General features: G+C 67.4%; 21 protein-coding genes and 1 tRNA gene. 11 read left to right on the forward strand and 11 right to left on the reverse strand.

The window, feature by feature from the left end:
* The first annotated feature begins 41 nt into the window (after positions 1-41).
* Positions 42-992, forward strand: coding sequence for a prephenate dehydrogenase (locus QH276_RS08340; protein WP_280401027.1), 951 nt, complete (start codon positions 42-44; stop codon positions 990-992).
* 181 nt (positions 993-1,173) lie between these two features.
* Here QH276_RS08340 and QH276_RS08345 read toward each other — a convergent pair whose 3' ends face one another.
* The 7 genes from QH276_RS08345 to QH276_RS08375 form a co-directional block, all read right to left on the reverse strand.
* Positions 1,174-1,788 (reverse strand): putative glycolipid-binding domain-containing protein, encoded by a 615-nt coding sequence (locus tag QH276_RS08345; RefSeq protein ID WP_280401002.1) that lies wholly within the window; start codon positions 1,786-1,788, stop codon positions 1,174-1,176.
* A gap of 99 nt (positions 1,789-1,887) precedes the next feature.
* Entirely contained in the window at positions 1,888-2,463 is a 576-nt protein-coding gene (locus tag QH276_RS08350; RefSeq protein WP_280401003.1) for a hypothetical protein, read from the reverse strand.
* 14 nt (positions 2,464-2,477) lie between these two features.
* Positions 2,478-2,972 carry a hypothetical protein gene (locus QH276_RS08355; protein ID WP_280401004.1) on the reverse strand — a complete coding sequence of 165 codons (495 nt, stop codon included), beginning with the start codon at positions 2,970-2,972 and terminating at the stop codon, positions 2,478-2,480.
* A gap of 1 nt (position 2,973) precedes the next feature.
* Positions 2,974-3,648: a WXG100 family type VII secretion target gene (locus QH276_RS08360; RefSeq protein ID WP_280401005.1), complete on the reverse strand. Its 675-nt coding sequence runs from the start codon at positions 3,646-3,648 to the stop codon at positions 2,974-2,976.
* A 50-nt stretch (positions 3,649-3,698) separates the two neighbouring features.
* A complete protein-coding gene (locus QH276_RS08365) occupies positions 3,699-4,025 on the reverse strand; it encodes a type VII secretion target (protein WP_280401006.1) in 327 nt (108 codons plus the stop codon).
* A gap of 164 nt (positions 4,026-4,189) precedes the next feature.
* Positions 4,190-4,277, reverse strand: a tRNA-Ser gene (locus QH276_RS08370).
* A 54-nt stretch (positions 4,278-4,331) separates the two neighbouring features.
* Positions 4,332-5,507, reverse strand: coding sequence for a lactate 2-monooxygenase (locus QH276_RS08375; RefSeq protein WP_280401007.1), 1,176 nt, complete (start codon positions 5,505-5,507; stop codon positions 4,332-4,334).
* A 415-nt stretch (positions 5,508-5,922) separates the two neighbouring features.
* Between QH276_RS08375 and QH276_RS08380 the strand changes: the two genes are divergently transcribed.
* The gene (locus QH276_RS08380) at positions 5,923-6,924 is read left to right on the forward strand and encodes an NAD(P)H-quinone oxidoreductase (RefSeq protein WP_280401008.1); all 1,002 of its coding nucleotides are present in this window, start codon (positions 5,923-5,925) and stop codon (positions 6,922-6,924) included.
* Here QH276_RS08380 and QH276_RS08385 read toward each other — a convergent pair whose 3' ends face one another.
* Positions 6,925-8,127 (reverse strand): cysteine desulfurase-like protein, encoded by a 1,203-nt coding sequence (locus tag QH276_RS08385; RefSeq protein ID WP_280401009.1) that lies wholly within the window; start codon positions 8,125-8,127, stop codon positions 6,925-6,927.
* Positions 8,128-8,252: 125 nt separating this feature from the next.
* Between QH276_RS08385 and QH276_RS08390 the strand changes: the two genes are divergently transcribed.
* From QH276_RS08390 to QH276_RS08415, 6 genes are all read left to right on the forward strand, one after another.
* On the forward strand, positions 8,253-8,843 hold the full coding sequence (locus tag QH276_RS08390) for a bacterial proteasome activator family protein (RefSeq protein WP_280401010.1): 591 nt from the start codon (positions 8,253-8,255) through the stop codon (positions 8,841-8,843).
* Between the two features lie 168 nt (positions 8,844-9,011).
* On the forward strand, positions 9,012-9,902 hold the full coding sequence (wzm, locus tag QH276_RS08395) for a galactan export ABC transporter permease subunit Wzm/RfbD (RefSeq protein ID WP_432278699.1): 891 nt from the start codon (positions 9,012-9,014) through the stop codon (positions 9,900-9,902).
* Between the two features lie 13 nt (positions 9,903-9,915).
* Positions 9,916-10,797: a galactan export ABC transporter ATP-binding subunit Wzt/RfbE gene (gene wzt, locus QH276_RS08400; RefSeq protein WP_280401011.1), complete on the forward strand. Its 882-nt coding sequence runs from the start codon at positions 9,916-9,918 to the stop codon at positions 10,795-10,797.
* Positions 10,798-10,943: 146 nt separating this feature from the next.
* Entirely contained in the window at positions 10,944-11,891 is a 948-nt protein-coding gene (glfT1, locus tag QH276_RS08405; protein WP_280401012.1) for a galactofuranosyltransferase GlfT1, read from the forward strand.
* 125 nt (positions 11,892-12,016) lie between these two features.
* Positions 12,017-12,733: a hypothetical protein gene (locus QH276_RS08410; protein ID WP_280401013.1), complete on the forward strand. Its 717-nt coding sequence runs from the start codon at positions 12,017-12,019 to the stop codon at positions 12,731-12,733.
* A 215-nt stretch (positions 12,734-12,948) separates the two neighbouring features.
* Positions 12,949-13,800 carry an SDR family oxidoreductase gene (locus QH276_RS08415; RefSeq protein ID WP_280401029.1) on the forward strand — a complete coding sequence of 284 codons (852 nt, stop codon included), beginning with the start codon at positions 12,949-12,951 and terminating at the stop codon, positions 13,798-13,800.
* Positions 13,801-14,038: 238 nt separating this feature from the next.
* Here QH276_RS08415 and QH276_RS08420 read toward each other — a convergent pair whose 3' ends face one another.
* Together QH276_RS08420 and QH276_RS08425 are read right to left on the reverse strand one after the other, a co-directional pair.
* Positions 14,039-15,943: a glycosyltransferase gene (locus tag QH276_RS08420; RefSeq protein ID WP_280401014.1), complete on the reverse strand. Its 1,905-nt coding sequence runs from the start codon at positions 15,941-15,943 to the stop codon at positions 14,039-14,041.
* Positions 15,944-16,019: 76 nt separating this feature from the next.
* Positions 16,020-16,538 (reverse strand): GtrA family protein, encoded by a 519-nt coding sequence (locus tag QH276_RS08425; RefSeq protein ID WP_280401015.1) that lies wholly within the window; start codon positions 16,536-16,538, stop codon positions 16,020-16,022.
* Between the two features lie 122 nt (positions 16,539-16,660).
* Between QH276_RS08425 and QH276_RS08430 the strand changes: the two genes are divergently transcribed.
* Positions 16,661-17,656: a glycosyltransferase gene (locus tag QH276_RS08430; protein ID WP_280401016.1), complete on the forward strand. Its 996-nt coding sequence runs from the start codon at positions 16,661-16,663 to the stop codon at positions 17,654-17,656.
* Positions 17,653-19,173: a DUF2142 domain-containing protein gene (locus tag QH276_RS08435; protein WP_280401017.1), complete on the forward strand. Its 1,521-nt coding sequence runs from the start codon at positions 17,653-17,655 to the stop codon at positions 19,171-19,173. Before QH276_RS08430 ends, QH276_RS08435 begins: the two co-directional genes overlap by 4 nt.
* 270 nt (positions 19,174-19,443) lie before the next feature.
* On the opposite strand, the gene rfbB is transcribed toward QH276_RS08435, so the two are convergent.
* Positions 19,444-20,451 carry a dTDP-glucose 4,6-dehydratase gene (gene rfbB / locus QH276_RS08440; RefSeq protein ID WP_280401018.1) on the reverse strand — a complete coding sequence of 336 codons (1,008 nt, stop codon included), beginning with the start codon at positions 20,449-20,451 and terminating at the stop codon, positions 19,444-19,446.
* A gap of 94 nt (positions 20,452-20,545) precedes the next feature.
* Between rfbB and QH276_RS08445 the strand changes: the two genes are divergently transcribed.
* Complete coding sequence (locus QH276_RS08445; protein WP_280401019.1) at positions 20,546-21,367, forward strand: LLM class F420-dependent oxidoreductase; 822 nt, start codon at positions 20,546-20,548, stop codon at positions 21,365-21,367.
* The last annotated feature ends 2 nt before the right edge of the window (positions 21,368-21,369 follow it).

A 21,369-nucleotide genomic window follows, 5' to 3' on the forward strand; every position in this document is an offset into this window, starting at 1 on the left:
AACTCGTATGCGAATCTGTTCCGGTGACTGCTGACGACCATATGGCGCTCTGTGTTCTCGGGACGGGTTTGATCGGCGGATCACTGCTGCGTGCGGTGTCCGCGGCCGGATACACCGCGTGGGGATACAACCGCTCGGCCCCGGGCGTGGCGGCCGCCCAGAGCGCCGGATTCGACGTAACCGGCGACCTGGAATCGGTACTGCGCCGAGCCGCCGGAACCGGCGCGCTGATCGTGGTGGCGGTGCCGATGCCGGCGGTGAACCCGATGCTGGACGCCATCGCGCAGTACGCGCCGCAATGCCCGCTGACCGACGTGGTGAGTGTGAAATCCCCGGTCGCGGCGGCCGTACGGCGGTACGGCCTGGAGGAACGGTATGTGGGCGGGCATCCGATGGCGGGCACGGCCGAGTCGGGCTGGCAGGCAACCGATCCCGATCTGTTCCGCGATGCCGCGTGGGCTGTGGGGGTGGATCCCGGCACCGATCCAGAGGTCTGGACACGGGTGACGCGGCTGGCACTGGACTGCGGGGCGGTAGTGGTCCCGGTGATCGCCTCCGAACACGATCGCGCCGTCGCCCGCATCTCACATCTGCCGCATGTACTGGCCGAGGCGCTGGCGGTGGCCGGGGCGCGGGGCGGTGACCTCGCGCTCGGGCTGGCCGCGGGATCCTTCCGCGACGGCACCCGGGTCGCGGCGACCGCACCCGAACTGGTGCGCGCGATCTGCGAACCGAACGCCGATGCCCTACTGGCGGTGCTCGACGAAACACTCACCGCACTCACCGAGGTCCGCGAGGCACTGAGCGCGCACACCTCCCTCGCCGAGCTGACCACAGCGGGGCACACCGCCCGGCAGCGATACGAAACCGCGCGACGCTGGGAGATCACCGATATCGAGCCGGGAGCGCCCGGCTGGCTGGAGCAACTGCAGGAAGCAGGCCGGGCGGGTGGAGTGATCACCCGCCTCGGCCCGCCCGCGCCCGGTCGGTAACCGCGCCCCGGCACCCGCTGGACACCGAGCCACCGCGGCATGCCCGTCGACGGAGCCGATCGGTATCGGGCGGCCGTGCCCAGGCGACGGCCCGGATCCGGCGATTTCTCATCCCGCGGAACCAGGCGAAGACGTCCGGGCATATCCGGGACAGACACCCGGTGCCGCCCCGGAGTAGAGGCTAGATCCGGGCGGCCAGGCCTGGATAGTCGAGGACGAAACCGTCGGGGTCGACGGTGAGGGTGGCGCTGGAGACCGGTGAGAGCACGCTGATCCCGTCGCCCGCGCTGCTGTAGGTGAGATCGGCTTCTTGCACCGACAGGTCCGGCAGGCCGACGTAGACCACCGGTACCTGCACATCCTCCATCGCGTGCTGCAGACCGAACCGGCGGATCGGCAGAGTGTTGAAGAACGGGCTGAGCACCACATCGGCGTCCAGCGCACCGCCGAATGCCGACCGGATGTGGACGTCGGTGGCGTCGATGAGCCAGTAGTTCTCCTCGTCGCGCGCGATCGACGCGTGCCGCTCCCCGGCCGCGGTGGTGCTGCGCAGCGACAGCCGTCTGGTCGCCCCGTTCTCGTCGGTGACCAGGTCGTAGGAGGCGCTGAACGCGGGATGCTCCCCGCAGCCCCCGCCGATGATCCGCCCACTCGCCCGGACCCGGTTACCGTTCAGCGTTACCCGGACCGATTCCATGCGCGAGTGGTCGTGCGAGCGCCAAGTGAGCACAGCGGGCCACCGCACCGGCTCCGGCGCGGTGCCCGGACCAGGGGTTTCATCGCTCGATTCCGTCACGTGTCCACCGTACGCAACCGACCGGCCGACGCAGCCGCAGATTCCGGTCGTGCCGGGGAAGGCCACCTCATCTGCCCGGCTGCCGGGCCCCAGCGGCGATCAGTGTGAACCGGCACGCCGCCGGTCGACCGCGGTGGCAAAGTCCGGGTGCGCTGACACAATCAGGTGATCGGTGGTATCCGATAACCAGACGTCCGCGAAGTAGCCGGACCTCGTCCACGCAATAACGGCCACAGCCAGCGCAACAGGAAAACATCCCGGGACAGCCGCTAGACCCAGCGGTATATAGAGCTGTTCGACGCCGAGAACGATCGCGGCCGCCAGTGCCGCGCCCGTGAGTACGACCGCAAGCAACGCCAGCAGCGCGATTCGCCTGCTCCTAACGATCTCGCGCAAGCAGAGCTCACAGGCCGGGTACTCGAACCGCACACGCGCCTGGAATCCGTAATTCCGCTGCGGCCGCGCGGGTAGCGTAATCGACCTGAGGAACACTCGTAGGGTCGGCAGCTCGGACCCCGGCATCCCCATTGAATTCACCACGAAAGGCCGGCTTTCGACGGACGGCAGGCCGTGCTCACTGCACACATCGGGGAACTTCTCGACGAGGATCAATTCCAGCGGAGCCGCTGAGAAGGCCGGTATACGGTCCGTATCCACTTCGGTCTCGAACAGCACCTGGGGCCGCCCGGTCACTGCAGCCACCCGTTCTTCCGACGCTCGCTGAAGTAGATATCGTCCTCGTCGGGCTCGTCGGGGGTGACGATCTGGTCCTTGTATGACCTCCGTCGTCCCGTAAGTGCGGTAGCGGCCGGGGCCGGTTGCGGCTCGGCCGGTGGTGCCGGCGGCGGTCCGGGTGGCCGAGGCGCCACAAACCGCTGCGCCGGCTGATCGCGGAGTTGGTCGAGCTGGGCCTGTCCCTGGGCGGCGAACCGCTGCCGTTCTTCCTCGGGCATATCCGCGAACTGCTGCATGGCCGCAGGCATGGTCCGGTCGAGGACCACATTGAATGCATCGCTGCGCATCAATTCGCGGGCGCTGCCGCGGCCGTCGAGGATGGCGCGGATCTGATTCTTCAGCTGCGGATCCGTCGTGCCGGCCATGATGACCTGGAGGGCCTTGGAGAGTTGGCGCGACACCGCGACGTCGCCCCGTGCAAGGTCGTGTATCGGTTCGGGGGTGGTCACCTCAGGCTCCGGGATGGTCGTAGGGTTTCTGCGGCAGCGCAGTCAGGTCGCCGGATTGTACGGCGCCCACACCTGCGTAAATGAGTCCGGCAATCCCTTCCAAGCCGAGATAGATCGACGAGAACGCGGCAGCGATCAACTCGAATTCCTTGATGACCTGGATGGTGCTCAAAGTAGCGGCCGCAATCAGCGCCGCCGTAGCGACCGCACCGACGCCCGTCGCTGCCGAAACCTTCACCGCGGCCCATTGGATGATGGCAATGGCCGCCAAGTCCAGCAGGGTCTGCACCGCATCGCCGATCGACTTTGCGCCGTAGTAGGCCGCATTGGCGAAATTCTTGATTTCGTCGGCGATGGCGTTCAGCGAATCCACCTGCGCCGCGACCGCGGTGGACAGTTCTGCGAAGTACGTCTGCGCGCTGGTCGCCGCATTGCCGTCCCAAGTGGTATCCACCGCCTGCGCGGCCTTCTGGATCTCATCCGAGAAGCTCGAACTGTAGGCCGCGAGGTTCTCGACGGCCTTTCCCGCTTTCTGGAGGGCCTCCCAGTCGCCGGTGATTTTCTGTGCGAACCATTCCACGGGATCCACACCGAGCACGTTTTTGCTCCACGTGCACGCCCAGTAGGTCGGTGAGATCTCATTGGCGGTCACCAGAAACTCGAACTTGTCGTTCATCGGGTCTTCGAGAGCGGGCTCTGCCAATTTCTCGGCGGGTGTGCCGGCCATTATTTACCGCCCGGGTACGTGCGATCCAGCGCCGCGGCGTTCGCCTTGTCCGTGGTCCGGTACATCTGGGCTACCGCAGTCAGTTCGGTCGCCGCCGCTTCGGACAGCCTGCCCAATGTCTCGTAGTTCGGTTTGAGCGCGTTGTACGCCTCACTGATGGCACCGAGGCCGACGCGGATCAGCCCCCCGTCGCCCCAGACCGTGTTGTCGACCCGCAGCCACTTATCGATGTACGCGGTGGCGTTCGCGTTCTCGTCCGCCAGCTTCTTCAAGCTCGCCGCGAACTTATCGATCTCAGCAGGATCGACTTCGAGCTCTTCGGCCATTGAAATCCCTCCCCTTCAGGGGTGCTCCCACACCCCATTGTCGAACGGTAGCGGCGCGAATGTCCGCACGACCCACTGCAGGTCTCGCGCCCGCGCGTGTAAGCCGGACATGATCCACCGATCGCGGTGCGTACCGTGCGCACCGCGATCGTATGGTCGGGTAGTGGCGGAGACGGAGGGATTTGAACCCCCGGTCGCTCTCACGACTCTCGCTTTCAAGGCGAGTGCATTCGGCCGCTCTGCCACGTCTCCAGGGCCTCGATGTTAACCGATGCCCCCGGCTGCGGCCGAAATCCGCCCGGCCCCTCAGCGCGGGACCGCCAGCAGGTCGCGGCTGATACCGGCGAGGTCGGCGCAGCCGGAAAGGCCCATGGCGGAATCGAAATCGGCGAGCAGCAGGCGCAGGGCATGCCGGACGCCGGGGGCTCCGGCGATACCGAGGGCGTAGACCCAGGGGCGGCCGAAGCAGACGGCTTTGGCGCCGAGGGCCAGCGCGGACAGAACGTCGGAGCCGGTGCGGATACCGGAGTCGAACAGCACATCGGCGCGGTCGCCGACGGCCGAGACGATCGGGGCCAGCGCGTCGAGGGCGGCGATCGAGTTGTCGATCTGGCGGCCGCCGTGGTTGCTCACCAGCACCCCGTCGGCGCCGGCGTCGACCACCAGGCGGGCGTCGTCGGGGTGCAGGATGCCCTTCACCGCGATCGGCAGATCGGTCCATTCACGCAGTTTGGCCAGGTCGACAGGGCGCAGAGAGTGGTTGCCGAACAGGCCGACCCAGGTGAGGATCGCCATCCGCATGGCGTCCTCGCTCTCCTCCGGCGGGGCGGGCAGCTTGGCGCGGAAAACGGGGTCGGAGAGGTAGTTCGCGATACCTTTACCCAGCAGGAACGGCAGGTGGGCGAGTTCGAGATCGCGGGGGCGCCAGCCGAGGGACGGCGTATCGACGGTGACCACGATCGCCTTCGCCCCGGCCCGTTCCGCGCGTTCGACGAACGATCGGGCCAGTTCGTCGTCGGCCGGCCAATACAGCTGGTACCACCAGTCACCGGCCGCTTCGCCCACTTCCTCGATGGTCGACGAGGACGCCGTGGACAGGATGGTGCCCACCCCGAGTTCCTTCGCGACCCCCGCCACCACGACCTCGCCCTTTTCGTGCAGCAGCTCCAGCACCCCGACCGGCGCGGTGAGCACGGGGGCGGCGAGTTTGGTGCCCAGAACCTCGACGGCGGTATCCCGCGCACCTGGACCGCTGGTGCCGCGGAGCATCCGGGGCACCAGCCGGTACCGCTCGAACGCGGCGAGATTCGCCGCGGCGGTCCGTTCACTGGACGCGCTCCCGGCCACATAGGCGAAGGCCCGCGCGTCGAGCAACTCCCGGGCCCGCGCCTCGAACCCGTCCGCCGTCATCGGCAGTTCGGGTACCGCGCCGCCCATTCCCTGGAGGTAGATCTCGTTCTGGAAGTCGATGAAGCTGCTCACGAACGCACACGCTAGCCGTGCCGGGCGGTTTCCACGGGCATATGCGCGCACCCTGCGCAGCCGTGACCGCACCGGCAATCGTGCCGGCCCGCGACGATCGCGCAACCGGTGCCCGCGCTCGCCGACCGGGCTACCCGCCCTGCTCGAACTCCGCCGCGATCCCCGAGCTCATTCGAAGCACGTGCGCGACCGGCGAGCAGCCGGCGTACCGACGCCGGCCGCATCGGCCGTGCCTGTTCTCCCGGCGCACCGGCCGCTTCGGTGCGGGCGCTTTCCGGTGCAGATGAGCACGATCGGATCCGCGGGCCGGCGCGGCAGGCCCGAGCGCAGGTGCAGGTATCGCACTACGTCGGGTTCGACCCGCCCATGGGCGGTGGGGACAGCTACCGGATGCTTGCTGCTGCACTATGGGGTGATGCAGGCGATCAACTTGAACGGTTTCGGTGGTCCGGACGTCATGGAGTGGTCGGACGCTCCCGACCCGGTACCCGCGCACGGTGAGGTACTGATCGAGGTGGCGGCGGCCGGGGTGAACCGGGCCGACCTGTTGCAGCGGCGCGGCTTCTACGCCCCGCCGAAGGGGACGACCCCGGTACCCGGGCTGGAATGTTCCGGGGTGATCGCGCAGGTCGGGGCCGGTGTGCGGGACTGGTCGGTGGGTGACCGGGTGTGCGCGCTGCTCTCCGGCGGCGGATACGCGGAGAAGGTGGTGGTTCCCGCCGGGCAGGTACTGCCGGTACCGGAGGGCCTGGATCTCGCCGCGGCGGCGGGGCTCCCCGAAGTGGCCGCGACAGTGTGGTCGAACCTGGTGATGACCGCCGGCCTGCACGCCGGGCAGCTGCTGCTCATCCACGGCGGTGGCAGCGGGATCGGTACGCACGCGATCCAGGTGGGCAAGCAGCTGGGCGCCAAGGTCGCGGTGACGGCGGGGTCGGCGGGGAAACTCGAACGCTGCGCCGAACTCGGGGCGAGTGTGCTGATCAACTACCGGGAACACGATTTCGTGGATCTGATCCGCGCCGAACACGGGGTGGGCGGTCCGGGCGCCGATATCATCCTTGACAATATGGGCGCCGCCTATCTGGGCCGCAATGTCGATGCGCTGGCGATGGACGGCCAGGTGGTGATCATCGGTATGCAGGGCGGGGTGAACGCCGAACTGAACCTGGCCGCGCTGATGGCCAAACGCGGGACCGTCCGCGCGATCAAACTGCGCGACCGCCCCGCCACCGGACGCGGCAGCAAGGCCACCATCATCGCCGAGGTCCGCACCCATATCTGGCCGCTGCTGGAGAAGGGGGAGATCGTGCCGGTGATCCACGCCGAAATCCCGGTGGCCGAAGCGGGACGCGCGCACGAAATGCTCGACGAACACGAAACGTTCGGCAAGGTGATCCTGCGGGTGGGCGGCGACTGATCAGCCCAGAGCCGACAGCGCCCGGCCGAACAGATCGATCTCACGCCGGGTGGTGTACGGCGCGAGACCGATGGTCACCGCGCCGCCCTCGTCGTTGACGCCCAGCGCGTCCAGCAGCCGGCTGCCGCCGTGCGATCCGGCGAGCACGGTGATCCGCTTATCGGCCAGTTCGGCCGCGATCTTCTCCGCCTGCATCCCGTCGATCGTGAAGCTCACCGTCGGGATGCGGGTGGAGGCCCGGCCGATCACGGTGAGACCGCTGACCTCGTCGAGCGTGCTCATCAGATGGTCGAACAGCTGGTCGTGGTAGTCCTGCAGGGAGGTCACCGAGATTTCCAGCCGTTCCCGGCGGGTGCCCTTGGCGCGTTCGTCGAGACCGGCCAGATAGTCGATCGACGTGGTCAGCCCGGCCAGCAGCGCGTACTGGTGACCGCCCACCTCCAGCCGTTCCGGACCCTTCGCATACGGGTTCAACGCCATGGACGGGATCCGGTCCAGGAAGGCGGGGTCGCGGAAGACCAGCGCGCCGACCTGCGGTCCACCCCAGCTCGGGGCACTCAACGCGACCACATCGGCGTTGAGGTCCTCGATATCGATCAGCGCGTACGGCGCCGCACCGACCGCGTCGGCGACCAGCAGCCCGCCGACCTCGTGCACCCGTTCCGCGGCGACCCGCACCGACGGCGCCGAGCCCACGATCGGGGAGGCCGCCGTCAGCGCGACCAGCCGCGCCGTGGGCCCGATGAGTTCCTCGAACTGCCAGGCCGGCATCTCACAGGTTTCGATCTCCACCTCGGCCCAGCGCACATGCGCGCCGTACCGGTTGGCGATCCGCAGCCACGGGGCGACATTCGCCTCGTCGTCCAGCCGCGACAGGACGATTCCGGTGCCCAGCCCCAGCCGGGAACTCAGCGATTCGGCCAGCCAGGACAGCAGGACCGCGCGATCGGGCCCCAGCACGACCCCGCTCGGGTCGGCCCCGACGAGATCCGCGACGGCCACCCGGGCGTCGTGCAAGATATCGGCGCTGCGTTTGGCGGCACCGTGACGGCCGATATGAGTGAAAGACGACGAACGGAATCCGATCGACACCGCGCGCGAGACAGAATCCGGAACAAGCATGCCCGCCTGCGGAGCCAAGTTGATCCAGCCGTCGGCCAGAGCGGGGATCAATCCCCGGACCCGCGCGACGTCGTATGTCATGCACGCCACTTTAAGGCCAGCGGCCGTGGCCGGGTAACCCTGGTCCGGCCGACTGTGGGGAGCATGACCCACGCCACCACCACCAGCTTTAGCGTGTTGGCGGCGAACACGACATGATGGGGACCATGACGCAATCGGATGACGCATCGGATCCCGTTGTCGTGATCGGCCCCGAAGGCCGCCCCTTGGTGTTGCCACCGGGCGCCGCATCGAGCGCGTCGTATCCCGGCCGGGAGGACCCAGCGGAAGACCGGCCGGAAGGCGACCGTTCCGAAACCCTGGCCGATATGGTCGAGCAGCCCGCCAAGGTGATGCGGATCGGCACCATGATCAAGCAGCTGCTGGAGGAGGTGCGGGCGGCTCCGCTCGACGACGCCAGCCGCACCCGCCTGGCCGAGATCCACAAATCCTCGATTCGCGAACTGGAGCAGGGGCTGGCGCCGGAGCTGCGCGAGGAACTGGAACGGCTGGCGCTGCCGTTCAGCGAGGAGGCCGTCCCCTCCGACGCGGAACTGCGGATCGCGCAGGCGCAGCTCGTGGGCTGGCTGGAAGGTTTGTTCCACGGCATCCAGACGGCGCTGTTCGCCCAGCAGATGGCCGCGCGGGCGCAGCTCGAGCAGATGCGCCAGGGTGCGCTGCCACCCGGTATCCACGCCGGTGAAGGCCGTGGTGGCCAGCAGGGACACTCCATCGGCGGCACCGGGCAATACCTCTGAACGCGGTGGTGTATATGCCAGGCGTTACCAGGTCGTGTTCTCGGGGTAGTGTCGTGCACCGTGCCTGCAGCTTCCGCTCGCTCCGACCTGGTAACCCCTGAAGATCCGGCGAGCACCGACGAGAGCTCGGTGCCCGCCGGTCACCCCTCCGCCGCAGATGAGAAGCCCGTGAGTTCCGAGCAGACCCCGGTAGCCGAAACCGATACCGCCGAGGTGGCCGCCCCGGCGCCCATCGAGCCCGACTCCCAGTCGTGGGCCCGCGCCTGGCGCGATATCCGCGACGGTTTCGGGCAGCGCGAACTATGGCTGTCGCTCGGCTGGCAGGACATCAAACAGCGGTACCGGCGTTCGGTGATCGGCCCGTTCTGGATCACGATCTCCACCGCCGTGCAGGCCACCGCCATCGGCATCCTGTACGCCGCGCTGCTCGGTCAGCCGCTGCGCGAGTATCTGCCGTACGTCGCGGTGGGTCTGATCGTCTGGAACGTCATCAACGCCTCCATCCTCGAGGGCGCGGACGTTTTCATCGCCAACGAGGGGCTGATCAAACAGCTACCCTCCGCGCTGAGCGTGCACGTCTACCGGCTGGTCTGGCGCCAGATGCTGTTCTTCGCCCACAATCTGGCGATCTACCTGGTGGTACTCCCGTTGTTCGGGGTGTGGCAGAACCTGCACTGGACGGTGATCTTCGCGATTCCCGCACTCGCCCTGGTATTCCTGAACGCCGTCTGGGTCTCGGTCCTGTTCGGAATCTTCAGCACCCGCTACCGCGATATCGCACCCATCCTCGGCAGTATGACGCTGATGCTCTTCGTGCTGACCCCGGTGATGTGGAGCACCAAGAGCCTGGAGGCCCAGGGCGGCGAAGTCGCCGAACGGGCCCGTATCGCCGAGGTGATACCGACCTACCACTACTTGGAGATCGTGCGCGCGCCGCTGCTCGGCGACGACCAGAAGCTCTACCACTGGGTGATCGTCGGGGCTATCACCGTGGTGGGCTGGATCGCTGCCGCGATCGCCCTGAAGAAGTACCGTTCGCGCGTGCCCTACTGGGTTTAGGAGACAGCCGGTCATGACCGATCAGGTGAGTATCGAAACCCGCGACGCGTGGGTGGAGTTCCCGATCTTCGACGCGAAATCGCGGTCGCTGAAAAAGGCGTTCCTCGGCAAAGCGGGCGGTTCGATCGGGCGCAACCAGTCCGACGTGGTGGTCGTGGAGGCTTTGCGCGATATCACCCTGTCGCTGAAGGAAGGCGACCGGGTGGGGCTGGTCGGCCACAACGGTGCCGGTAAGTCCACGCTGCTGCGGCTGCTCTCCGGCATCTACGAACCCTCCCGCGGGAGCGCACGCATCCGCGGGCGGGTGGCGCCGGTGTTCGACCTGGGCGTCGGGATGGATCCGGAGATCTCCGGCTACGAGAACATCATCATCCGCGGCCTGTTCCTCGGGCAGACGCGCAAGCAGATGCTGGCCAAGATCGACGAGATCGCCGATTTCACCGAGCTCGGCGAATATCTCTCGATGCCGCTGCGCACGTATTCGACCGGTATGCGGGTCCGTCTGGCGATGGGGGTGGTCACCTCCATCGACCCCGAGATCCTGCTGCTCGACGAAGGGATCGGGGCGGTCGACGCGGAGTTCATGAAGAAGGCCCGCATCCGCCTGCAGGAACTGGTGGCCCGCTCGGGCATCCTGGTTTTCGCCAGCCATTCCAACGAATTCCTCGCCCAGCTGTGCGATACCGCGCTGTGGATCGATCACGGCCAGATCCGTTTGCACGGCGGAATCGAAGAGGTGGTCCGCGCCTACGAGGGCCCCGACGCGGGTAATCATGTAGCGGCGGTGCTGCGGGAACTGGAGGCCGAGAAGGCCGGTACTTCCGCCACCGGAGCCGGCGAGCCCGAGCCGCAGGCAGCCGACGGCGAACGAGAACTGGAGAGAAATCAGGCATGAGCGAGTCAGGCCCGGAGGCGGCAGCGGAGCGTAACCACGAAGGGCCCTCGCTCATGCCCGGTGAACACAGCATGAGCGAGTCAGGCCCGGAGGCGGCAGCGGAGCGTAACCACGAAGGGCCCTCGCTCATGCCCGATCAGCACAGCATGAGCGAGTCAGGCCCGGAGGCGGCAGCGGGGGCCCTGCCGGCCGTGAACTACAGCACGGACGCCACCGTCATCGCCGTGGTGGTGACGCATAAACGGCGCGATCTGCTCGCCGAATCGCTGAAAGCCGTGGCGACCCAATCCCGTCCGGTCGATCACCTGATCGTGGTCGACAACGGTAACGAGGGCGAGGTAGCCGAACTCGTTGCCGACCAGCCGGTGCCGACCACCTACCTCGGTTCGGCGCACAATCTCGGCGGTGCCGGCGGGTTCGCGCTGGGCATGCTGCACGCGCTGAGTCTGGGCGCGGACTGGGTGTGGCTGGCCGATGACGACGGCCGCCCCGACGGTCCGGATGTACTCACCACGCTGTTCGATTGCGCCCGCCGCCACGAACTCGTGGAGGTTTCGCCGGTGGTGTGCGATATCGACGAACCGGACCGGCTGGCGTTTCCCCTGCGTCGCGGGCTGGTGTGGCGGCGGCGGCGTTCCGAGCTCGGCTCCGACGATTTCCTGCCCGGTATCGCCTCGTTGTTCAACGGTGCGCTGATCTCGGCGCAGGCCGTGGATGTGATCGGGGTCCCGGATCTGCGGCTGTTCGTGCGCGGGGACGAGGTGGAGGTGCACCGGCGGCTGGTGCGCTCCGGATTACCCTTCGGTACCTGTCTGCAAACGGCGTATCTGCATCCCAACGGTGCCGCCGAGTTCAAACCGATCCTGGGCGGGCGGATGCACACCCAGTACCCGGACGATCCGGTGAAACGGTATTTCACCTACCGCAACCGTGGCTATCTCATGTCCCAGCCCGGTATGCGAAAGCTGCTGCCGCAGGAATGGATTCGTTTCTCCTGGTTCTTCCTGGTGACCCGCCGCGACCCGGCGGGGTTGCGCGAGTGGTTCCAGCTGCGCAGCCTCGGCCGCAACGAGCAATTCCAGAAACCGGAATAGGCCCGTAGCACCCCGGTGTGGCATACCCGTCACCTTTTTCGTAATGGCGCTTGACGGCGGATGCGAGAGTTTCCTCCCGACCGGGTAGGTTCGGCTGGCAATCAGCATGATTCGGGAGGAGATCGATGAGTTACCCCGGCGGCCAGCCGCCACAGGGCATGCCCGCACCCGGCCAGTACCCGGCGCCGCAACCACAGTTCGCGCCGCCGGTTCCGCCACCGGGTGGGCAGCCACCGCAACCAGGGGGACCACAGCAGCAGTGGGGCGCACCGCCGCAGGGCGGTTTCGGGCAGTCGCCCGCACAACCGCAGTTCCCGGGCGGCCCGCCCGCCCAGCCGATGGGGCAACCGCAGTTCCAGAGCGGACCGTACCCGCAGCCGGTCGGGCAGCCACCGGCGCAGTTCGGGCCGGGCGGTCAGCCGGGGCCGTACGGTCAGCATCCCGGACAGCCGGCACCGAACGATCCGCCCGGGCTCACGGTGGACTGCTCGTATTTCCCGCTGGCCTTCCTCTTCGCGCTCACCAAGCCGAAGATCCAGGTGAACGGGCAGCAGGTACCGAACACCCGATGGGGACCGAACCATATCCCGGTCGGGGCGGGTATGTATCACGTCCGGGTGACGACACCGTGGATCCTGTTCGATATGCCGGCCGAAACCAGCGTGTCGGTGCAGCCGGGGCAGGGTGTCCGTTACTACTACCGGACACCCGCGATCATCTTCATGAACGGCGCCATCGGGCCGGTTCCGCAGAAGACGCCCGGCATCCTGTTCGTCTACATCTCGTGGGCCCTCGCCGCGTTGATCATCCTGCTGAATCTGGTGATGATCGCCTCGATGTGAGCTGTCGCCCGGTGGATCGGCACGGCCGTCCGCCGGGCCCGGCATGGGAACGGGTGCGGACCCGACCCGTGCGCCCGGCTACTCGAACCGGCCGTACTACCTGCGGTGATCGCGCGCCCTCTGGGCAAGGCACAGCCCCTTGCCTACGCTCGGAACGCATGCGTCGTCTGCGTGGTCACCGCGCGGCGGCGGCCGCGACGACAGAAGGGCACGCCATGACGGCAACGGGAGACAAACCGCTGAGCGGGCGGACGATGATCATGTCCGGCGGCAGCCGGGGTATCGGCCTGGAGATCGCCAAGCGGGCCGGCGCCGACGGCGCGAACGTCACCTTGATCGCCAAGACCGATCAGCCGCATCCCAAACTGCCCGGCACCATCCACACCGCGGCGGCGGAAATCGAGGCCGCGGGCGGGACGGTACTGCCGTTCGTGGGCGATATCCGGGTCGACGAATCGGTGGCCGAAGCGGTCCGGCAGACCACCGAACGCTTCGGCGGAATCGATATCGTGGTGAACAACGCGTCCGCCATCGACCTCTCGCCCACCGACGCGCTGGCGATGAAGAAATACGACCTGATGCAGGACATCAACTGCCGCGGCAGTTTCCTGCTCTCCAAGCTCTGCATCCCGGAGCTGCGCAAATCCGCTGCGGCCGGGCGTAATCCGCATATCCTCACGCTGTCGCCGCCACTCAACCTCGACCCGAAATGGGCCGGCTCCTCGCTCGGCTACACCATCGCCAAGTACGGAATGTCGCTGACCACACTGGGTTTGGCGGAGGAACTGAAAGCCGACGGTATCGGCGTGAATTCGCTGTGGCCGCGCACCACCATCGCCACCGCCGCGGTGCGCAACCTGCTCGGCGGCGAGGAGATGGTGAGCACCTCGCGCACCCCGGATATCTACGCCGACGCCGCCTACCTGGTGCTCACCGCACCGGCCGCCGAGACCACCGGCAATTTCTTCATCGACGACGATGTGCTCGCCGCCCACGGCATCACCGACCTGGACAAATACCGGGTCACTCCCGGTGACGGGCCGCTCACCACCGACCTCTTCCTCTGAGCTTGGGCCCGGCCCGGATGCCGAGCCGGTGGCGCAAGCCTGCACGCGGCGCGCCGGCAACATCGGACCGCGGATCCGGGGAGTAATCGAGACCATCTCGCCGCCGCCGGCATCGGCACCGAGGTGTTTCCGGTCGCCCGGCCCGGAAGCGGCGGCCCGTCCGGCGGCTGTGGTGCGCAGCCGCCGGACCGGATTCGTCCGAGCGGGAACCGTCGCCGGGGGCGACCGGTCCGCGGCGTCAGCGCTTGGTGCCGTCGATCCCGTACAGCCGCTCCCAGTTCTCGCGGCTGGTGAGCTCGGCGTGGGCGCTGCGGTAGCGCTCCTGCAAGGTCGGCAGTTCCTTACGCAACCGGCGTAGCACCCGCAGCGTGCGCAGCAGCAAGGCGCGCGCCCGCGCCTTGTCCCGCTTGCGCACCCGCACACCCGACTGCGAGGCGTCGGTGACGACCACATGGTCGAACAGCGAGACATGCCACCAGTGCGCGTCCTCGCGGGTCACACCGACCAGCCCGTACTGCACCCGGCCGGTCCACTGCTGAATCGCCCGCTTGACCAGCACCGCCAGTAGCCGGCTGGGTTCCCCACCGGCCCGGCGTACCCGGATATCGGCGGAGTTCACCGGTGGGGTGGCGGCCGGATGTTTCACGGTTTCCGGGTAGTCGGCGCGGCTGGTGCGGGCCCGGCGCAGCACCTCGGTGCCGCCGTCGCGCAGGATCTTAGGACCTTCCAGGAAGTCCTCGATCCCCTGCAGGGTGGTGTGCGCGAGCCCGTACTGCATCCCCACCAGGTACTCCGCGATATTGCGGAACAGCTGTTTGGAGATGGCGTCGGCGTCCAGGTCGGTGTGCATGGCGCCGACGATCAGCGAGTTACGGGTGCTGAAGTAGCGGGCCCAGTCGTCGAAATCCTTCCAGTAGAAGTCGGCGTGCCAGACCGCCGCGTTCGGCAGCGTGACGGTGACGAACCCGTGTTCGCGGGCGCGCACCCCGTACTCCACGTCGTCCCACTGGAAGAAGATCGGCAACGGCAGCCCGATCTTCTGCACCACTTCGGCGGGGATGAGGCAGGTCCACCAGGCGTTGTAACCGGCGTCGACCCGGCGCTCCTGGTTCTTCTTCAGCATGCTGGTGTTGCGCAGCGCCTTGGGCACCTTCTGGCCGTGCATCAGCTTGTCCAGATGCACCTCCTCGGCCCCGACGTTCAGATAGTCGGGGTTGAGCAGGAAGAGCATCTGCGCGCCGACCAGGGTCGGTTCCACGGTGAGGTTGGCGAAGGCCTGCAACCGCAGCACGGTCTCGGGTTCGCAGAGGATATCGTCGTCCATGAGGATGACGTCGGCGTGCTCGTTGGCCGCCGACACCTCATAGAGGCCGCGGGTGAAACCGCCGGCACCGCCCAGGTTGGGCTGGCGGATATAGCGCAGTTTCTCGCCCAGCGCCGGCCGGGTTTCCTGGTAGCGCGGCTGGTTCTCGACCAGGTCGGTGCCCTGATCCACCACGTATACCGCGTCGAGTGCGCCGAGTACGGTCGGATCGGAGGCCAGCGCCGCGACGGTTTCCGCGCAGTCCCGGGCCCGGTTGAAGGTGCAGATGGCGATGGCGACCGGGCGCACGGTATCGGGCGCGGTGGCGGTCCAGGTGAGATCGGACACGGCCAGCTCGCCGCCGACCGCGTCGAACTCCAGCCACAGGGCGCCGCCGTCGACGTACTGGTCCAGCGGCGCCGTCAGCGTCACCGGACCGCTCGCGGTGACATCGGCGCTGCCGACGATACGACGGTGCCCGGCGATATCGGAGGCCACTATCCGCACCCTGGCCTGTTTGCCGACGTGCAGCGTCATGGTCGCCCGCACCTCGGTCACCACGGTCCAGCGCTGCCAGTAGCTGGCGGCGAAACGGCCGAAGTAGGTGTTGGTATGCGCGGTGGCACCCTTTTCCAGGTGCAGGCTCAACCGGTCGCGGGTGGCGCGACCGCGGACCACCACGTACAGCTCGTCACTGATCCGCGGCGACGGTCCGGTGAAGATGCCCCGCGCGAGTACCAGGCGGTCCGGTGCCCGGTGGTGTTCGGCGCGCAGCGATTCGGGTGCGACCGCAGAGTGTTCGTTCGTCTCGGTAACGGCCTGCATAGCCGACTGGTCCATGAAGTCCTCGAAATCCTAGATCGTGCCGACGGGACCGACATGTCCCTGAGTACGGTTCGCGGCGCGCCCGAGGATATCAATCCCCCACGCCGGTCGCCTGTCTGGTCGTTCCCTGATCGCGTTCTCCCGTAAACACGAACTTGTCATAGGCCCAATACCGGAAGACCACCGCGACGATCTGACCTATCAGCGTTCCGGAAATATTGTCGGCAAGCGGACTGGACAGCTCCAGCACATAGCGCGAAAAGCCCAGGCAACCCAGCTGCAGACCGATCGCGATCACATTGATCACCGCGTACCGCACATATTCGCGGACGGGGCTGCCGGTCTGCTTGTGCGAGAAGGTCCACCACTTGTTGCCGAAATAGGTCACCACGGTGGCGACCGCGATAGCGATGATCTTGGCAGGCAGCGGCGCGCCGTGCATCGCCCCGATCTCGTCGCCGAAACCGAGATCGAAGACCAGCAGGTTGTAGGTTCCCGCATCGACCACGAAGCCGATCACACCGACGACCAGGAACGCCGCACTCTGCCGCAGCCCCGCCCGCACCCGTTCGGTCAGTGAACGGGAGGCCGGCGCGCCGGTGTCGACCACGGCCGACGACTCACCAGATGACACGCGCCGACGGTACCGCAGTGACCTGAGCCATCGTTCCCGGCAGGCACCCGGTACTCTCCCGGTGTTCCCATATCCGTCGATTTCGAGGATTTGACCAGGTGGACTCCACCGATCTCCTTATTGCCGCCGTGGTCCCGTGCCACAACGAAGAAGCATCGGTCGCCAAGGTCGTCACCGACCTCAAGGCCGCGGTTCCCGGAATTGTCGTGTACGTGTACGACAATCTCAGTACCGATGCCACCGCCGAGAAGGCCCGCGCCGCCGGCGCCATCGTGCGCACGGAACTGGCCAAGGGCAAGGGCAATGTCGTCCGCCGTGCCTTCGCCGATATCGAGGCCGATGTGTACCTCATGATCGACGGCGACGACACCTACGAGGCGTCCGCGGCGCCGGCGATGATCGAAACCTTGCTCTCGGGCCCGTTCGACCATGTCCTCGGCGTCCGGAAACAGGATGTGGGCGGGTCGGCCTACCGGGCCGGGCACGAAACCGGTAACAAGGTGCTCAACGGCGTGGTCGGCAAGGTTTTCGGCGAGAACGTCGAAGATATGCTGAGCGGTTTCCGGGTGTTCTCCCGCCGCTTCGTCAAGAGTTTTCCCGCCGTATCCCGGGAATTCGAGATCGAAACCGAACTCACGGTGCATTCGCTGCATTTGCGGGTGCCGCAGACCGCGGTACCGGTCGGCTTCCGCGACCGCCCCGCGGGCAGTGAGAGCAAACTGCGCACCTATCACGACGGATTCAAAATCCTGGCGCTCATCTTCGGCCTGGCCCGGCACGAACGGCCGGTCGCGTTCTACGGCCTGTTCGGTACCCTCAGCTGGCTCCTGTCGGTGGTGCTGACCATCCCGATCATCGCGGAATACTACGAATCCCATACCGTGCCGCGCTTCCCCACCCTGTTCCTCGCGTGCACGCTGCTGCTGGTCGGTTTCCTGGCCTGGACCGCGGGCCTGATCCTGGACGGTATCCGCCGTTCCCGGCACGAGGCCGCGCGGTTGATCTACCTGCGCTACGCGGCCCCGGCCGCCCCCCGCCCGGCCCTCGCGTCCGGTGAACCCCAGCCGGATCCCGTGGCCGGGGACATCCGTTGACCGCCGATACCGAGACCCGCCCCGCCGGCACCGAGCGGGCCGCGGGCCGTACCGCCCTGGCCGGACCGGCGCGGGCCGGCCGGGCCGTCGTGCACCGGGCGGGCCCCGCCACGGTGGCCTTCGTCCTGCTGGCCGGGATCTTCGGCCTGGTGTTCGCGGTGATGAGCCCGCCGTTCTGGGGACACGACGAGCTGACCCAGTTCGGCCGCGCCTACCAGGTATCCCAAGGCGGCCTGACCCCCACCGAGATCGAGGACGGTCGCGGTGTCGCCTACGGCGGCGAGGTACCGGCGGCGGTCGAAGCGCTGATGGGCTTCGCGCTCGACGACTACACGCACAATCCGGGCGAACCGTATCCCATGGTCGCCGAGCCGGAAACCTATCAGCGGCTGAGCGACGCACCGATCACCGACGAGCGGAAAACGGTGTGGTTCACCAATACCGCGGCCTATTCGGCGGTGCCCTATATCCCGAACGCCATCGGTATCCGGCTCGCCGAACTGGTGGATGCCGACGCCGGCACCATGGTCCGGCTGACCAGGCTCTCGGGTCTGGCCGCCTACCTGCTGGTGGTGGGTTTCGCGCTGTGGACACTGCGGGCACACCGCATCCAATGGCTGGCGTTCACCGTGGCGGTGCTGCCGATCGCGGTGTTCCAGGCCGGCACCATCACCGCCGATACGCTCACCAACGCGCTCGCGCTGCTGGTCTCCGCGCTGCTGGTGAAGGGGCTGTTCCTCGGTGACCGGCTGGGGCGCATCGAAACAGTCGCGGTGCTGGCCTGCGCGATCCTGCTGCCACTGTGCAAACCGACCTATGTTCTGCTCGCGATGCTGGTGGTGCTGATCCCGGCCGAGCGGATGGGCCTGGCCGGATGGCGCCGCTGGATCACCTGGATCTGCGCCGCGCTCGGCGCCGTGGGCTTCGCGGTGTGGATGAAAATCGCCGCCCCGACCGGTGAGGGCACCAGCCTGATGCGCCCGCGGCACCAGTGGTACACGGTCGATACCGGCGAACAGCTGACCGGGATCCTCACCGATCCGTTCGGCTTCCTGCGGACCTTCTGGGAAAGCATCCTGCGCCGCGACCACGAATGGTTCACCGAATTCTTCGGGGAGCTCGGCTTCTCCTACGTGAACGTCCCGGCGACCGCCATCGTGACCTGCCTGCTCGCCTTCGCGGTGAGCGTGGGAACCGCCGAACGGCTCACCCGCCCGGATTTCCGGCGGACCCTGGTGGTCGCGCTGACCGTGGCGGCCAGTGTCGCGATGATCTACGTGACGCTCTACATGTCGTTCACACCGGTCGGCTACTACATCATCGACGGCGTCCAGGGCCGGTACTTCATTCCGCTGGCCATCGTGGCGTTCGCGGTACTGCTGCGGTGGATGCCGTTCCGGTTGCGCGGTCCGGGCGATCGTGAACCCGGCCGGGGGGCCGCGGTGACGATTGTGGTCGCCACGACGATTGCGCTGGTCAGCACGGTGGCGAAGTACCACATTTACATCTGGGCATAGGCTCCGGCGACGAGGCCCGGGGTGCGGTGGTCCTGGGATCGGGGTGGACCGCTGGGTCGATTCCGCGATCGGGGTAGGACAATCCGCGAAGGGGGCGGGCTGTGTTTTTGGAGCCGCTCCGCGGCTCGAGGGTGGGGCCCTATTAACCCCTGGTCTTCACTCCTCCGCTCCTCCGCTTCGCTCCCCCGCTCCGTCGCTCCAGACCAGGGGCGGGCCCCACCCATGGATATCCGGGGAAAGGGTCCCGAGGGTGGACTGGGCAGGGGCGGATCAGGGGGTGATCGTCTGTTCGCCGGCTTCGGTGTAGGCGCGTTCGGTGGCGGCTTTGGCGGGGCGCCACCAGGACTCGTTGTCCCGGTACCAGGCAACGGTCGCGGCGAGGCCGGCGCGGAAGTCCGCGTAGCGGGGGGTCCAGCCGAGTTCTTCGCGCAGCAGGGTCGCGTCGATCGCGTAGCGCTGGTCGTGGCCGGCCCGATCGGTGACGAAATCGAAATCGTCGGGTGCGCGGCCGAATTCGGCGAGCAGTAGTTCGACCACGGTGCGGTTGTCGAGTTCGCCGTCGGCCCCGATCAGATACGTCTGGCCGATCCGGCCGTGCTGCAGGACCGCCCATACCGCACGGTTGTGGTCGTCCACGTGGATCCAGTCGCGGATCTGGTGGCCACCGCCGTACAGCCGCGGGCGCACCCCGTCGATCAGGTTGGTGATCTGGCGCGGGATGAACTTCTCGACATGCTGGTACGGGCCGTAATTGTTCGAGCAGTTCGACAGCGTGGCCTTGATACCGAACGACCGGACCCAGGCGCGGACCAGCATATCGCCGGCGGCCTTGGTGGCCGAATAGGGACTCGACGGGTTGTACGGGGTGCGTTCGGTGAACGCCGGGCTGTCGGCGGCGAGGTCGCCGTACACCTCGTCGGTGGACACGTGGTGGTAGCGCACATTGTGCCGCCGGACCGCCTGCAACAGCGCGTAGGTCCCGACCACGTTGGTCTGCACGAACGGCCACGGTTCGGTCAGTGAATTGTCGTTATGCGATTCGGCGGCGAAATGGACGACCGCGTCCACCCCGCTGACCAGCTCGTCCACCAGATCCAGATCGGCGATATCGCCGTGCACGAAATCGATACGGTCGGCGACCGGGTCGAGTGAGGCACGGTTACCGGCGTAGGTGAGGGCGTCCAGCACGGTGACCGTCACCTCCGGGCGCTCGGTGACGGTCTGGTGGACGAAGTTGGCTCCGATGAACCCGGCTCCGCCGGTCACGAGAAGTCGCACCGGTTCACTGTACGTCCTGGCTGCGGAGCGGGGCAGGACGGCGGTTCGTGCCGCAGAGCGAAATAATCGCGAGGGGAGCCGGGTTTGCACCGCTATGAAAATCGGTGTCAACACCTTCCTGACCGACGAGGGAATCAGCGGTACCGTGCTCGGACCCGCCCTGGAGGAGCGTGGGTTCGAATCGCTGTTCCTGGCGGAACATTCGCATATCCCCGCGAGCCGGCGTACCCCGTATCCCGCGGGCGGTGACCTCCCCCGGGTATATTTCCGCACCTTGGATCCCTTCGTAGCGCTCGGGTCGATCGCGGCGGTCACCGATCGGCTGTTGCTCGGTACCGGCGTTACGCTGCTGATTCAGCGCGATGTCATACACACCGCAAAGGAGGTCGCCACCCTCGACCACATCTCCGGCGGCCGGGCGGTCTTCGGGGTGGCCGTCGGGTGGAACCGTGAGGAGATGGCCGACCACGGTACCGACCCGCGGACCCGCGGGGCCCTGCTGGACGAACAGCTCGAGGCGATTATCCGCATCTGGACCGACGACCTCGCCGAATACCATGGGAAATTCGTGGATTTCGACCCTATGTACGCTTGGCCGAAACCCCACCGGCAGCCGCATCCGCCGATTTTCATCGGGGGCGGCGAAGCAGCGGCGCAACGCGCGCTCCGGCACGGCGTCGGGTGGATACCCAACGGGGTGTCGGACCCGGCCGCGGTGCCGGCTCAGCTGGCGGAGTTCACCCGTAGCGAACTGCCGGTCACCGTCACCCCCGCCCCCGCCGACCCGGCGGTACTCGACGCCTACGCCGAAGCGGGAGTGGAACGAGTAACGCTTCGGCTGGAAACCCAACCGGAAGCAGACACACTGCGCGAGCTGGACGAATTCACGAAACTGACCGAGCGCTACCGGGACTGACC

Origin of the sequence: Nocardia carnea, assembly GCF_029869215.1 — a bacterium.
Classification (GTDB): Bacteria; Actinomycetota; Actinomycetes; order Mycobacteriales; family Mycobacteriaceae; genus Nocardia; species Nocardia carnea_B.

What these genes read in the sequence shown, in the direction of transcription:
- wzt (WP_280401011.1), top strand. Translation starts at nt 9,916, where the DNA reads ATGACCGATCAGGTGAGTATCGAAACCCGCGACGCGTGGGTGGAGTTC.
- QH276_RS08420 (WP_280401014.1), bottom strand. Translation starts at nt 15,943, where the DNA reads ATGGACCAGTCGGCTATGCAGGCCGTTACCGAGACGAACGAACACTCT.
- QH276_RS08385 (WP_280401009.1), bottom strand. Translation starts at nt 8,127, where the DNA reads ATGACATACGACGTCGCGCGGGTCCGGGGATTGATCCCCGCTCTGGCC.
- QH276_RS08390 (WP_280401010.1), top strand. Translation starts at nt 8,253, where the DNA reads ATGACGCAATCGGATGACGCATCGGATCCCGTTGTCGTGATCGGCCCC.
- QH276_RS08410 (WP_280401013.1), top strand. Translation starts at nt 12,017, where the DNA reads ATGAGTTACCCCGGCGGCCAGCCGCCACAGGGCATGCCCGCACCCGGC.
- QH276_RS08445 (WP_280401019.1), top strand. Translation starts at nt 20,546, where the DNA reads ATGAAAATCGGTGTCAACACCTTCCTGACCGACGAGGGAATCAGCGGT.
- QH276_RS08415 (WP_280401029.1), top strand. Translation starts at nt 12,949, where the DNA reads ATGACGGCAACGGGAGACAAACCGCTGAGCGGGCGGACGATGATCATG.
- QH276_RS08360 (WP_280401005.1), bottom strand. Translation starts at nt 3,648, where the DNA reads ATGAACGACAAGTTCGAGTTTCTGGTGACCGCCAATGAGATCTCACCG.
- QH276_RS08380 (WP_280401008.1), top strand. Translation starts at nt 5,923, where the DNA reads ATGCAGGCGATCAACTTGAACGGTTTCGGTGGTCCGGACGTCATGGAG.
- QH276_RS08340 (WP_280401027.1), top strand. Translation starts at nt 42, where the DNA reads ATGGCGCTCTGTGTTCTCGGGACGGGTTTGATCGGCGGATCACTGCTG.
- QH276_RS08365 (WP_280401006.1), bottom strand. Translation starts at nt 4,025, where the DNA reads ATGGCCGAAGAGCTCGAAGTCGATCCTGCTGAGATCGATAAGTTCGCG.
- glfT1 (WP_280401012.1), top strand. Translation starts at nt 10,944, where the DNA reads ATGAGCGAGTCAGGCCCGGAGGCGGCAGCGGGGGCCCTGCCGGCCGTG.